Source organism: Clostridium sp. HBUAS56010 (assembly GCF_007115105.1).
In the GTDB taxonomy this organism is placed as follows: domain Bacteria; phylum Bacillota; class Clostridia; order Lachnospirales; family Lachnospiraceae; genus Lacrimispora.
In genome coordinates this window covers 37722-51862 of the sequence record NZ_SULJ01000005.1, presented here as the reverse complement: position 1 = coordinate 51862, position 14141 = coordinate 37722, and the positions used below count along the sequence as shown (strand labels likewise).

The following is a 14141-nucleotide window of genomic DNA, read 5'->3' as shown; positions in this document are numbered from 1 at the left end:
TGTGGGAGAAATAAGAGAAGAATTTATACTTAATGATCAGTTTAGTGCGTCTTTTTCCAAGTTCCTCGATCTTGGGAATTCTGCCGTCGGCCAGATGCAACGAATTGATCAATCCGTTACAAAAACGGAAATGACTATGCGTCGGTCTATCGGAGGAGCTGCAGGCGCAATTATTTCAAACATGCGGCAGGCTGGTGCTCAGTCTGCCGCGCAAATGGACCATCTTAATGCAACAATCAGGGAAATGGGCGACAATTCCCGATATGTAGCTGTTCAGGGAATGAATGAAATTAATGAGACTCTGAAAAAAATATTAGCCTCCTCCACGAAGGTAACCAACCAGCAGGACAGACATAATAATAAAATTAAACAGGCGGATGTATCTGCAAATAAATTGTTATCGACTGTAAAAAGTCTTGTCGCCGTTGCTGCCGGTTTTACGATCGGAAAGGAGCTGTTTGGGTTATCTGATGAAATGACTCAAACAACTGCCCGATTAAATTTAATGAATAAAGGGTTCCAGGCAAAAGACGTTAGTTCGGGAGCACCTACGCAGGGAGCAGAGGGAAACGAGGCTATAAACAACAGCCTTCAACAGACAGAGCAGCTCCAGGAAAAGATTTATCTATCGGCCCAGAGAAGTAGAACCAGTTACCTTGATACGGCGGATGTTGTTGCAAAGCTGGGACAAAGAGCCGGTGACGCCTTTTCCGGAAGTGATGAAGTGCTGGCTTTCGCTGAAAACCTTAATAAGCAGTTTAAAATCGCTGGTGCCAGTCAACAGGAAATCGCTTCCGCTTCCCTGCAGCTTACCCAGGCATTAGGATCCGGAGTCTTGCGTGGTGAAGAACTAAATGCAGTATTCGAGGCAGCGCCCAACGTAATACAGACCATCGCAGATTATCTTGGAAAGCCCATAGGTGAGATCAGGGGATTGGCTGCGGATGGGTTGATTACTGCGGACATCGTAAAAAATGCAATGCTTAGTGCCACGGATAAGATTAACGAGCAGTTTGAAAGTATACCAATGACTTGGGCTGATGCCTGGAACATGATGAAAAATGCCGGGGTCCATGCTTTGGATGATGTTTTGGACAAAATGAATGAGTTTTTAAGCAGTGACACTGGGCAAAAAGCAATTGAAGGGATTATCGGGGCCATAGAGATATTGGCAGACGTTGCCTCCTTTGCTATTGATCTGCTGGCTTCTGGGGCCAGTTTTGTGATCGAGAATTGGGATTATATATATCCCTTTTTGATAGGAATAGGAGTCGCCTTGGCTGTTGCGGGGGCCGTGGGTCTGGCTTCGGGACTTCAAACCGCAGCCGGTTGGATAAGTGCCGCATGGCCGTTTGTCTTAATTGCTGTTTTAGTGGGGGCGTTAATTTTGGGTCTTACACAGGCGGGCGTATCGTTTGAGCAAATGGGGCAAGTTGTAGGTACGGTGTTTGGATTTATTTATGCCGTGGGTTATAATTCCGTAGCAGATCTGTGGAATCTAATTGCTGTTTTCGCAGAGTTCTTCGCTAATGTATTTGATGATCCGGCTTCTGCCATTGCGCACCTCTTGCATGGGCTGTTTGATACAATATTGGGAGAAGTAGAAACCGTGGCCGACGCAATCGACGCCGTATTGAAAACTAATATGGCGGGTGCCGTGTCCGGATTTAGGAGCCAATTAAGCAGCTGGGTAGATGATGCCTTTGGTGAACAGGCCGTAACAATTGAACGTATGACCAAATTAGATACCGGTGCCACAGCTGATAAAGGTGGCGAACTGGGAGCCGGCCTGGGCAAGAAAATGGACAACATGAATTTTAGTCTTGATGACTTGACTGGTAAACTGGGAGGACTTGGTGGCTCTTTTGGTGCGGGAGCGGGTGATATAGGTAACGTCGATAAAGTGGGTAAGGTAGGCAAGATAGAAGACGATGTAAATATTGCAGATGAAAATATTAAGCTCCTTAGAGATTTGTCAGAACGGCAGTATGTGGCTTTGGTAAACCTTACGGTGCCACAGACCAATGCAACCGTAAACCAGAACAATTATGGTAGTAGTGGCTCCGACGCTGATTTCTTACTCAATGCTTTAAGTGATATGTTGGGTACACAGCAGGCTTCAAGCAGTAATGTTGTTACGGGATAGGAGGAAGCATGAAAAATAAATATAAATTTTTCGTAGATTTAGGCGGAGATACTTTAAGGTTCCCGGTCAATCCCAAAGAATATACTGTCTCTTTTCCTTCTGACCATAAGACATACGATATCTTGGATATAGGAGAAATTGTGGTTCCCAGGCTGCCGTCTTTAATGGAGGTGTCCTGGGAATCTTATTTCCCTGGTGATAGCGACGACCCTCTCATTAATGGGCATGACTGGTCGGAACCGGGGGATTATGTTGAGGCAATCTTGGGCGCAAGGGACAACAAGGAAGTATGTGATCTTGTGATAAGTCGGTACGATGCCAGGGGCAGCCGCATGTATGATACAAATATCAGTGCGCTGATAGACAGTTTTGAAACAACCGAAAAGGGCGGAGAAGCTGGCGACGTGTATTATAAGATTAAATTCAAAGAATACCGGAACTATGCTCCGATCAAGGTAATACTTCCACAGCCAGATGCGTCGACAACCGGGAACGTTCAGGTTGACGAACAACCAAGGCCGCTGTCAGCAGCCCCTGAATTGCGTGTGGGCGCCACAGTAATTGCAAACGGTACGTATTTCAGCAGCAGCTATGGAGATAAGCCCACCGGCACAGCAAACAACTTAACAACAACGGTTTCAAGGATTATTCCTGACGCTTCCAGAGCCTATCCGATTTTAATAGGTGGGAGTCGCGGCTGGATTAAGGCAGATCAGCTGCAGGTGACGGGATGAGTTATAAACTTTTGATATTCAACGCTGAAGCTAATACGATGTATGATTATGCTCCAGTTACCCAAAAAGTCACTTACACTACAAACAGGAACGGCAGCGCAGGAAAGCTGACATTTACCTATTTGCAAGAAAAGCCCATCAATCTTACAGAAGGCGCCAAGGTTCAATTCTATGTTGAAGGAAAAGAAATCTTTCTGGGATTTGTTTTTGTTATTGAGCAGGATCGGTGGGGTGCTGTTTCAGTAACTGCTTACGATCAGCTCCGATATTTAAAGGCAAAGGCGAGCTATAGTTTTGTAGGGAAGCGGCTGGGTGAGATAATTCAACAGATTGCCACCGATATGCAGCTACAGACAGGAAACCTGGAAGATACCGGTTATATTATACCGACTCTTACAAAGGAAAACACGGAATGCTTGGACATTATAGAATACGGTCTGCAAGTGACCCAGTATAATACCGGAAAAACCTTTGTATTCTATGATGATTTTGGAAAACTGAGCCTGCGAGAATCTAAAAATATGATGTCCGATATTCTCATTGGAAACGGCAGCATTATAACGGATTATTCTTACAAGTCGGATATAGACTCGGACACCTATAATCAAGTGAAACTTGTTCGGCCAAACAAGGAAACGGGCCAGGGGGATACTTATATATTCAATGATACTTCTACTATAAAAAAGTGGGGCCTCCTGCAGAAGTATGAAAAGGTAGACGAAAACCTAAATGAAGCACAAATAAACCAACAAGGAAACATCATGATGGCTTACTATGACCGGGTGCTTAAAACCATATCGGTTAATGGTGTTGGAGGCGTGCCAGGACTTAAGGCTGGTGCTATGGCAATGTTTAAAATCAAGGATGTTCCAGAACTCTCAAACGGATACTATTTGCTTCTGGATCAGGTAAAACATACCTTCTCAGATGGGGATCACACAATGAGCGTGGAGGCAAAAATCATAAATAGTTAAGGAGGAGAAATGGAACTGATTGAAAGACTTAAGTCTATTATTAACGATACCGTAAAAGCCATGGACCTACTGGATACTGGTTATGCAACCGTAGAGTCGGTTTCTCCTCTCACTTTAAGGATACAAGCTACTCAGTTGGTGGTAACGGAGCCTGTGGCAGCTTTAACAGATGCTTTACGGTACCGTGCCGTAACAGTACAAGGGGAATTGGTTATTATTAATCCAGGCATAAAGCCGGGGGATAAAGTGCTGGTGTTGAAATCCAACGCTGGTCAGAATTATATCGCAATATCGAAAGTGTAGGTGATACGATGGCAACATTGCCAGATTCAGCAGGAGCGGCTATTTATGAAAATGAGAGTAAGGAGTATCCTACGGAAACCTATCTGGTGGATAAAAGCACCGGCACTATTAAAAAAGTGGGTGGCGGTCTGGAGGCAATGAAACAGGCTGTGGAAATCATACTGGATACTGAGAGATATCAGAATCAAATTTATACTTCCAATTTTGGCAGAGAATTAAAAAAATTAATTGGAAAGCCTCCGGAATACGTGGCAAGTATGTTGAAAAGGCGTATTCAAGAGGCTTTTTCTGTTGATAAGCGGTTCCTATCGGTAGGCAACTTTGTATTTGATACCACTATGCTGGGGATGCTGAAATGTACTTTTGAAATTAAGACCGTATACGGCACTGTGCCGGGGGAGGTGGAAATTTGATTGATTTTAGTAATAAGACATATGCAAATATACTGGCGGCTCAGTTAAACCGGGTACCAGATACAATAGATAAAAGAGAGGGGGCCATGGTCCAGACTGCGCTTGGTCCTGAAAGCTGGTACCTGGAAGGTTTGTATCTGGACCTGGATTCTGTACAAAAGAATGCTTATGCTGAAACAGCCGGAGGAGCTTGGCTTGATATGTTAGTGGCCGAGCGTGGTCTGGAAAGAAAAACAGCGACCAAGGCAGTAAAAAAAGGTATCTTTAATATCCAGGTTCCTATTGGTTCCCGGTTTTCGGCGCTTACCGGTAGTGGATATCTGACCTATAAAGTAATTGAATTCAAGGAGCAGACGGAAGCCGGGTATGAATATAAAATGGAATGCGAAACTGTGGGAGAGATTGGAAATAATTATTCCGGGCAGTTGGTTGCCGTTGACTATGTGACCGGGCTTATATCTGCGCAGCTTACGGAGCTCCTTTCCGGAGGAACGGAAGAAGAAACGGACGCTTCCCTGCGAGAACGGTACTTTGCTACGTTTGATGTTCCCACCTTCGGTGGTAATATTGCATCTTACCGGAATGCGATTCTTGCCATCAATGGTGTGGGAGCCGTACAGATTTATCCTGCTTGGCAGGGTGGGGGGACTGTGCTATGCAGTATCCTTGATGGGAATTATAAGCCTGCAGGAAGCACACTAATTGAAGAGGTACAAAATACGATCTGCCCCCCGGAAGACGATGAGGCAGAACCTTCACCCAATGGGTACGGTCTGGCCCCGATCGGAGCTGCGGTCACAATAGGGACCGGTGAAGAGTTGCAACTTGATATTTCGCTTACTGTTCAATTTATCTCCGGAATACAAAACGGGGAAACGGCTTATAAAAGCCAGATCGAAGAAAAGATAGAAGAGTATCTGGAATCCGTTCGCCAGTCCTGGGGAGCAATGCTCAAAAGCCAAAAAATTGAATACTCAGTAACCGTATATGTATCCAGGATTATTTATGCGATTCTTACGATTCCGGAGATCGTCAACGTTACAGATGTAACCCTTAACGGATCTGCATCGGATGTGGTATGCGTAGAGACTTCTGCCGTGCAGCAAGTACCAATTATGGGGACGGTGATTATAAATGGCGGTTGACTTAAAAATGATGCTTCCTGAGTGGTTTAAAGATATCCTTGAATTTAATCAACTTCTGGAGACGGAAGAAGTGGAACTGGAGGCAGTGGAAAACAGCATTCGATCCGTTAGGAATAACTGTTTCATTCAGACTGCAGATGAAAACACGATATCGCTTTATGAAAAGCGTTTCGGAATCTCTTACCAGGGCGAAACGCTGGACTACAGAAAAAGCCGGATCCTGCAAAGATACAATACTGTAGTTCCGTTTACAATTGGATTCCTCAAAAATCGTTTATCCGAACTTTATGGATCAGATGGCTACATTCTTTCAGTTAATAGTAAGACCTGCTTGCTGACCATCAAGGTTACATCTGATCGGTACGGTGCTTTAAATCTCCTATATGATCTTTTGTGGGATATTATCCCTGCTCATATCAGGATCATAGCAAGCCAGGAGGCACAAAAGTATATTAAAGGTGGTCTATATATTGGAACGACGATGAGTAGCACAAAGATAACAACAATATAAGGAGGCAGAATGGGACAGTATAACAAAGCAATTATAACGGCTGCAGGCGAAAGCCTGATTGCCAGGGCGATTGTGGGAGAGATCCAATTAAGTATAACCAAGGCGAAGACCTCAGATTATAAGTACCCTGGCGGCACAGATTTAAAGGCGTTGACCGATATGCAGGGGATTAAACAGATTATGACTTCCCCTGAAACAAAAGTTTTAAGCGGAGACATGATCCAGACCAGGATGCTTTTCAGCAATGAAGAAGTAACTTCAACCTACTACATACAGAATATTGGACTATATGCAATGGACGGGACCCAGGAGGTCCTTTTTTGTATCGTTACCGCCGTGACTCCGGATGAGATGCCTCAGTATAGCGGAGTAGCAGCTACGGCCTATATTTATAACATTCAGTCCGTGGTACAGGATGCAGAAACAATTCACATCACGGTAAATCCTTCCGGCACTGCTACGATACAGGACGTGCTGGAACGGGTGGACGCTACTGGCGGGGATATTTCCGAAACCGTCATAGACAATCTGGAAACCATTGATTCAAAATATCCGATACCAACGGCAGGGGAAAAGGTCAAGACTTTTTTTGGGAAAATAATTACTTTCATGAAAAACATAAAACCGCTTGAAACAGATATGACGGTGTATGTTGCGACTACTGGAAGTGATACAACCGGTGATGGTTCTTCATTGAAACCATTCAAAACCATTCAACACGCAATCGATACGCTTCCGAAAAATCTTGGTGATTTTCGAGCAAGCATATTTATTTCAGATGGTACTTATGACGAAGATGTTCAAATTGTAGGATTTTGCAGTGGTGAAATATTTATTGCGAGTTTATCTAGCCCTGCAGAATTAAATACTGTATGTAATGTAAATAGTATTAGTGGGCGCAATGTCACGTCAAGACTTTTTTTAAATGGCATTAATTCAAATGCAGCCACAAGAAAAGCTTTTTACCTAATCAACTGCACAAATGCGATAATTAGATGGTGTCAAGCAGTTATAACAAATCCTAGTAATGCTGCATTTGAATTTGATAACTGCTCTGCACGTGTAGAAAAATGTGGAGCTTCGAATTATGGTTGGGCATTGATGGCAACATATAATAGTCAGGTATGTATAAATGATTGGAGTGCTAGTTCAATCAATAATACGATAGGTATAACAGCTGCTTACGGTAGTGTAGTAAGCCTCGAGGGAAGCCAACCAGCGGGTACTACATTAAATATGCAATCTCTCTCTGGCGGTTATATTATTCAAGGTAACGGCACGCAGATTTCAACTGTAATTTCCTCAGGATTATCTTGTACCTGGGGGACAATTCAAGGTGGATATGTTCGGCATGGAAACATGTACAGTGGTAGTGCCATGGTAACAATACAAATTAAAATAGATCCCACAATACTTTTAAATGCAGGAGTGTCCTATGTAATAAATGGGTTTCCAAAAGAAGTTATAGGTCCGGTTGCAGTTACTTGTCATATGTATAATTATATTAATTATTGCCAGTTATATAATGGGCAAATTGTTTTTGCTATGAAAAGTAATTTTAATGAAAGCAGATTGTATTTTAACTGCACTTATTTAACTAACTCATAAGCGGAGGAACAACATGAAAAATGAAAGCATCAAAATAGGAAACATAACTTACGATATCGCAAACGGCAGTTGCAGCCTAAATGATTTAAGCGGGTATACTTCTAAAGTCGCTATCATCATCGGATCAAATGAGGTGACGGATATACATAAAAATCTCTCCGAAAATACTACCGTTACAAAATACGATGCGAACGGTGTAGAAGAATGGAAACAAGACAACCTAGTGTATACTGGTCAAATGTCCTTACAATCTTCTTTCCCAATTGGGATTGAATCAGTACGGGAAACCGATGAAAACGGGAATATCGTAACCAGAAACAAAGAAATCGTGGGCGAGGTTGTTATCGTTGAGTACAGGACTCCTAGGCTGGAAGATAAGGTAAATGCGCAGCAGAAACAGATCACCAGTCTGAATGCTCAAATAGCTTATTTACAGATGATATCTGGAATTGAAACGGAGGTAGGTCATGAGTAAGAATTTTGAAAAGGTAAAGAGTTTTTACACAGCAGAGTTATGGTCCTTAAATTGGGTGGGGGATGCAGTAGGTAAATGGATTACGGTGGAAGAGTACAGGGAGATCACAGGGAAAGAGTATGCAAGTGAGGTATAGGGGGATATTCAAGAAGCGAATAAAAACAATTAAAAGCGGAAAGATCAAGTTTAAATTTCTTTCGCTTTTAATTGTAATGGAATTCTAAAATATTATTAAATTTCGTTTGTGATGAATAAAACTTAAAGAAAGAAAATAATTACGTGTTGGTCAATTTAGCTTTTGAACGAATATATGTCTGCAATCTCTTTTCAAAAAAGTAATATGAAATTGATGAAAATATAATAACAAGGATTATATAAACAAAAAATATTTTTCTCTCAGAATAATTAAAAAAAGGAAATATAGTAACTAGTGCTAATTGAATTGGGTAATGAATTAAATATATGGAATACGATATATCACCTAAAAAACGAAATGGAGCTAATGATAGTATTTTATTAACTACACTTGAATTTAAAGCCAGTAATATTATGCAAGGGAAAAATAGCACACTGTAAACTATTGAATAATTTCCAAGCATTTTGACAATAGCAAATTCATAACCAAATATTAATATTGCTGAAAAGTGAAATAATAGTATGGCTCCGCAAATGCAACTAAAAAGTAATTGTTTTTGTTTGGCTAGAATCATTCCTTGAAGCTTAGATAATAAGCAACCCGTAAAAAAGCAGAATATAATTCTTCCTACTTGAGAATTAAATAAAGGAACATTAAAGGAAAAAATCTGAAGTATAAGTCCTAAATAAATTAAAGCGATAAAAGCAGCATAAACATTGTTTCCTATTTTACCAATATTTTTTAATATTTGGTAAAATAGGAAATATGCTAATAATTCTACTGATACAGACCAAGACGGGGCATTAAATGACCAATCAGTATAAATCCAGCCGTTCTGTATGAAAAAAATATTTAACAAAAAGTGATAAAGATTATTATTGGAGTAAATGAAAAAATCTTTTCCTTGAAATATTCTGTACCATTGAAATAGCATTACTACAGTTAGTGTGACAAAGTGTAAAGGGTATAATCGACTAAATCGCAGAATGAAAAAGTTCCTAAAGGATATTGTGCCTTCAGAAATAGGTTTGGAATATTTATAAAAAAAGATATATCCTGAAAGTAAAAAGAAAAATTCTACGGCCAACCACCCGTAGTGGTAGGGCCAATATGCTATATGAGAAAATGGGAAATTACTTGGTGAAAAATGTTGATAATGCCAGAAGAAAGCAACACAACAACATACTATCCCCCTTAAGCCGTCTAAGCAAGTTAATCTTTGAAAGCCAATTTTTGAATTTGTATTTTCCATCGTACGCTCCTATGTAAATTTATTTCTTAATATTAACATAAACAAATTAATTTTCAATCCATATTTACATTATAACTAATTTAATTATATGAAACTTAAAATACAGAGCTGAAAGGCTCCTTTTAATACATATAATCAATAATCTTAAAAAGAAGTCAATTTTATGGACAAATTAATTTTAAAAGAGACTGTTGCAGAAGCAGCATTATAACCATTGAGCAGGTTCAGGACTACTGGCTGGCAAAGACCCGGAAGCGGCTGAAAGAAAATTAAAGAAAGAGTGAGGAAAATGAAAATGAAAAATACAGTATGTACGGCTGCAGGAGTGGCTGGTAGTTTTATAGCATCTTTATTTGGGGGCTGGGATACCGGTATTGCAACCTTAGTTATCTTTATGGGAATTGATTTTTTCTCTGGTCTGGCAGTAGCCGGAGTATTTAAGAAGAGTACCAAAACGGAGACGGGAGCCCTAGAGTCAAAGGCTGGCTTTAAGGGATTGTGCCGCAAGGGTATGTCACTTTTCTTTGTCCTAATAGCTTACCGTCTGGACTTGGTTATCGGCACCAATTACATAAGGGATGCGGTAATTATCGGATTTATTGCTAATGAGACAATCTCCATTGTGGAAAATGCTGGGTTAATGGGGATACCACTTCCGGGGATTCTCGCCAAGGCAATTGATGTGCTGAAGAAGAAAGCAGCAACTGAATAATTTGTTGCGATATCGCAACTCACGGGCCTGGGATTATCCTGGGTCCTTATTTGATTGGAGGAATAAATAAATGAGAGATATTACATTATGCCACCCTCGCCTGCAGGTATTGGCGGCAAAGCTGGTAGAGGAGTGCAACAAGCAGGGATTGAAGATTAAAATTGGAGAAACCTTCCGGACGGTAGCGGAGCAGGATGCGCTTTACGCTCAGGGGAGGACAAAGCCAGGAAACAAGGTAACTAATGCTCCAGGCAGTAGATACAGTTCCTATCATCAGTGGGGAACCGCCTTTGATATTTACCGGAACGATGGACAGGGAGCATATAACGAATCTGGTAACTTCTTTGGACGTGTCGGCGCAATTGGTGTAAGTATTGGCTTAGAGTGGGGAGGTAACTGGAAATCACCAGTTGACAAGCCACACTTTCAGTTACCGGATTGGGGAAGTTCCACTTCCGGAATCAAGAAGTTATATGCAAACCCTGATGAATTCAAAAAAACTTGGGTTGATGCAGCAGAGGTACCGGACAAGAAATCCGGCTGGAAAGAAGAGGACGGCGGCTGGAGATTCTATAATGGAGATACTGGGCTGTGCGTTAGAAACGGCTGGCATGAGGATAAAGAAAAGAATCTCTGGTACTGGTTTGACGGTGCTGGCATGATGGTCACAAACACATGGTACAAATATAACGGTGACTGGTATTACCTGGGACCGGACGGGGCTATGTGTGCTTCGCAGTTGGTGGAGAACTCTGGGAAAATCTATGCAGTGGATAAAGACGGTAAGATGATAACCAAACCGGTGACACTCACGCCCGATCAGGATGGCGCGTTGCAATGGCCGGGGCTGGCGAATGGGTAAAATAAAAAAGGCAGGTATCCGGTATTCCGGGCCTGCCTTCATGTTGTCAATGACTACGATTTGACAACCTCCAACAAGTTATACTATTTCATTCTAATTCACGTCATGATATAATCAGTTTTGTAGTTTCCTTTTACTTGGCGGATTTTCCGTATAATTAGTTATTGCATTTCACACTGTTTCATAACTGGTTTTACGGTTTTTATAAACGAATCACGTTGAGACCATTTGTCTGCTGGAGAGGAAAGCCCAGTAAATCAAAGGGTTCCGGGATTTTGGAATAGAAATGGACGTGTGTGTTTTGATTTGATGATTAGTCCGAGGAAACTTATTTTACCCCTAGGGTAAACTTAGATAAGAGAACAAAATGGTGTGTAGTTTGAGAAATAGGAATTGAACAAAATCGCTGCATAGCCTTGGTCAGCCATCGCGCAGCGATTTTGTTCAATTTGAATTTGTGGAGGAAGATTCACATTAAAATCCGTATATAAGGATGTGTAATTTGAAAAATCAAAGAAAAACACTTCGCCAAGTATAACGGATGTTAAGGTTTGAGTTTCAAGTGTTTCATATTTGATTGACCAGCTTGGGGAAAAGGAGTGTTGAAATGGAATATACAGATGTTGAAAAACAAATATTATCATTGATGGAAAGAACCGATTTTAAGAACTTGTCAAAGAGTGATGTGATTAGTTATGCATCGAAGTTAAGTGAGTTAAGCCCAGAGGTAGCAGCGCAAGTAATTGCACAGTTTCCAAAACTTGCAAAACTCATTCAATCTTCAATGGTTGAGTACAAAGACATTCTGGAAAAAATAGTAGCAAGTGATGATGAAAGCACTAACCAGGTGTATGGTCTTCTGAATAAAGAAATTGATGAAGCAGATGAAAGCAGAAAAGAATATATTGAATTTGCTGATAAAGTCCGTTCGGATTTAAGTAAATGTCTTGATAATCCTGATTTAACACCCGAACAGCAAAAGGAAATCAGAGATCAGGAAATGGAAGTTTTACGAATGGTGGATAAGAAAGATTCAGAAATTAGAGAGCAAGAAACTGAGGCCGCACATATGGCAGATAAAAAGGATTCAGAAAAGAAAGCATTTAATTGGAAAGTGGTCGGCACAGCAAGTTTCGTTGTTCTGACAGCTATTGGTATCGGAACAGCTGCATTGGGGGGGCAATTTTAACATCAAGTTACCAAAAGCAAAGCAGTAAAGTTTACATCATTATTATTGCATAGTATTGAAGGGTGAAAACTAAATGAATGAAAAAATAGCGATTGATGAGCGAATTGAAGAACATCAACGAGGTATTTACGGCATTTTTATTTTATCATGTAATGGTAATTGCAAGGAGCAATGTGCATACATTGGAAAAAGTGAAGAATTATGTACAAGAGTAAAAAATCATTATAACAGCATACAGAATCAGACTCATATTTCAACTTTGAACAATGTAATGGATGATGAAGAAACAAGAATAGAGATACGCCTTGTTGAACCTGTGCCATACATATTTGATAATTATTATAAAGATGCTCAGAGGCTTGCTAGTCGTGAAAATTATTGGATTGATAAATACCAAGAAATTGACCAGTGCTTAGAGCAAGTCCCAGAAGGAAAAAGACCGAGTATTGTTCGTTGGGAACAACTTAAGGCAGAATCATCGAAGTGATTTATTTTAATGACTTATTGACTTCAAAGGGTAATGGGAAATAGTGAAAAATATGATAAAATCGAGACATTTACTCTGTCTCAAGTATTATGACAAAAGGGTCTAAAATGCCCTATGACATATTGCCACGAACTATGGGAGTGAGGATGTGGTACTGTCTTTATTCTAGTGCCATGTGGAGACGTGCTGTCTGCTGTCTCGAAAAGCCTAGAAAGCCCGTAAAATGGGCGCTTGTTTAGAGATAGATTCCCGCAAGCGGTTTTGCAACGGTTTGCAAGGGATTTCTGTTCCTACAGACAAGTGCGAGAAATAGGTATAATATAATATTACGCGGAGATTGATAAATGCGCGGAGATAAATTTCTAAAATAAGTGCAAGAAGATATTTAAATAGCGCGTTTTTCAAGACAGAGGTTATATAGGATATGCGCTCATGATGATTTTAAATAGAGTACCTAACAAGAACATAGCAAGTGTTTTGTTAGGTCTTTTTTAATGGAAATATGAAATATTTAAATATTACAAAAATACTTGACGCATACATGGATTTATGATTTAATATGAAATATAGTAATATTACAAAAAATACTTAGTGGTCTAGGGAGGTAAAGAGTGAATACAAAACAATTAAAAGAATTTGTAACCTTCATTCCAGGTATAAATCCAACAAGAGTGCAACATCAGTTTGAAAATGAATTCATTAAATTCTATGACCAGTTGTCTTTTACAGAAGATTATAAGCATGAAAAAATAAGTGCAGAAGATGAGATAATATCTACTGAGCAGAATAATCTAGCATTAATGGTTGGGGATGTCGTAATTAGCAATTCATTACAGTGTGCAACGATGGTAAGCACAAAGAATGCAGGGAAAGTATTGTCACTAAACTTTACGAAAATAGAGTTTAATGAAGAACAACTGGATAAGGGATATTTTTTATTCTTATTTAATGCATATAAAAATGTAAAGTACCAAAAAGAAAAGAAGTTGCAAGGTAGTGGATCAATTCTTAGAATTCCACTTCATTCTTTGAAAGAAATAGTTATACCGGTTATTCCTATAAAAGAGCAGAGAAAAATTGGGACTATTTATATAAAAACGCTCCAATTACAAAGTGAATTAAGCGAGTATTCAAAATTATTGGAATTATTTACAAATGAAATACTAGAAAAAAGTGTAAAGGGGTGTTACTGAA

The 14141-nt window shown here is 40.1% G+C and carries 16 protein-coding genes; 15 read left to right on the top strand and 1 reads right to left on the bottom strand.

Features of this window, described 5'->3' with window-relative positions; all coding sequences use genetic code 11:
• Position 1: 1 nt before the first annotated feature.
• The 10 genes from FAY33_RS09665 to FAY33_RS09620 are packed head-to-tail and all read left to right on the top strand — an operon-like array spanning position 2 to position 8445.
• Positions 2-2146: a tape measure protein gene (locus FAY33_RS09665; RefSeq protein ID WP_143321027.1), complete on the top strand. Its 2145-nt coding sequence runs from the start codon at positions 2-4 to the stop codon at positions 2144-2146.
• 8 nt (positions 2147-2154) lie between these two features.
• A complete protein-coding gene (locus FAY33_RS09660) occupies positions 2155-2880 on the top strand; it encodes a hypothetical protein (protein WP_143321026.1) in 726 nt (241 codons plus the stop codon).
• The gene (locus FAY33_RS09655) at positions 2877-3854 is read left to right on the top strand and encodes a hypothetical protein (RefSeq protein WP_143321025.1); all 978 of its coding nucleotides are present in this window, start codon (positions 2877-2879) and stop codon (positions 3852-3854) included. Before FAY33_RS09660 ends, FAY33_RS09655 begins: the two co-directional genes overlap by 4 nt.
• A gap of 9 nt (positions 3855-3863) precedes the next feature.
• Positions 3864-4157 carry a DUF2577 family protein gene (locus FAY33_RS09650; RefSeq protein WP_143321024.1) on the top strand — a complete coding sequence of 98 codons (294 nt, stop codon included), beginning with the start codon at positions 3864-3866 and terminating at the stop codon, positions 4155-4157.
• An 8-nt stretch (positions 4158-4165) separates the two neighbouring features.
• Entirely contained in the window at positions 4166-4570 is a 405-nt protein-coding gene (locus FAY33_RS09645) for a DUF2634 domain-containing protein (protein ID WP_143321023.1), read from the top strand.
• Positions 4567-5715, top strand: a complete 1149-nt coding sequence (locus tag FAY33_RS09640; RefSeq protein ID WP_143321022.1) for a baseplate J/gp47 family protein — start codon at positions 4567-4569, stop codon at positions 5713-5715. The genes FAY33_RS09645 and FAY33_RS09640 overlap by 4 nt, the downstream gene beginning before the upstream one ends.
• A complete protein-coding gene (locus FAY33_RS09635; RefSeq protein ID WP_143321021.1) occupies positions 5705-6226 on the top strand; it encodes a putative phage tail protein in 522 nt (173 codons plus the stop codon). The genes FAY33_RS09640 and FAY33_RS09635 overlap by 11 nt, the downstream gene beginning before the upstream one ends.
• A 9-nt stretch (positions 6227-6235) precedes the next feature.
• Entirely contained in the window at positions 6236-7834 is a 1599-nt protein-coding gene (locus FAY33_RS09630) for a hypothetical protein (protein WP_143321020.1), read from the top strand.
• A gap of 13 nt (positions 7835-7847) precedes the next feature.
• Positions 7848-8309, top strand: coding sequence for a hypothetical protein (locus FAY33_RS09625; protein ID WP_143321019.1), 462 nt, complete (start codon positions 7848-7850; stop codon positions 8307-8309).
• Positions 8302-8445 carry an XkdX family protein gene (locus FAY33_RS09620; protein ID WP_143321018.1) on the top strand — a complete coding sequence of 48 codons (144 nt, stop codon included), beginning with the start codon at positions 8302-8304 and terminating at the stop codon, positions 8443-8445. Before FAY33_RS09625 ends, FAY33_RS09620 begins: the two co-directional genes overlap by 8 nt.
• 139 nt (positions 8446-8584) lie before the next feature.
• Here the strand turns inward: FAY33_RS09620 and FAY33_RS09615 are convergent, their stop codons facing one another.
• Positions 8585-9697 carry an acyltransferase gene (locus FAY33_RS09615; RefSeq protein WP_143321017.1) on the bottom strand — a complete coding sequence of 371 codons (1113 nt, stop codon included), beginning with the start codon at positions 9695-9697 and terminating at the stop codon, positions 8585-8587.
• Between the two features lie 295 nt (positions 9698-9992).
• Here FAY33_RS09615 and FAY33_RS09610 point away from each other — a divergent pair, with 295 nt between their 5' ends.
• From FAY33_RS09610 to FAY33_RS09590, 5 genes are all read left to right on the top strand, one after another.
• The gene (locus tag FAY33_RS09610) at positions 9993-10409 is read left to right on the top strand and encodes a phage holin family protein (protein WP_143321016.1); all 417 of its coding nucleotides are present in this window, start codon (positions 9993-9995) and stop codon (positions 10407-10409) included.
• Between the two features lie 70 nt (positions 10410-10479).
• Entirely contained in the window at positions 10480-11271 is a 792-nt protein-coding gene (locus tag FAY33_RS09605; RefSeq protein ID WP_143321015.1) for a M15 family metallopeptidase, read from the top strand.
• A gap of 607 nt (positions 11272-11878) precedes the next feature.
• Positions 11879-12460, top strand: coding sequence for a hypothetical protein (locus FAY33_RS09600; RefSeq protein WP_143321014.1), 582 nt, complete (start codon positions 11879-11881; stop codon positions 12458-12460).
• 73 nt (positions 12461-12533) lie between these two features.
• Entirely contained in the window at positions 12534-12947 is a 414-nt protein-coding gene (locus tag FAY33_RS09595; RefSeq protein WP_143321013.1) for a GIY-YIG nuclease family protein, read from the top strand.
• Positions 12948-13558: 611 nt separating this feature from the next.
• Entirely contained in the window at positions 13559-14140 is a 582-nt protein-coding gene (locus FAY33_RS09590; RefSeq protein ID WP_143321012.1) for a restriction endonuclease subunit S, read from the top strand.
• Position 14141 lies beyond the last annotated feature (1 nt).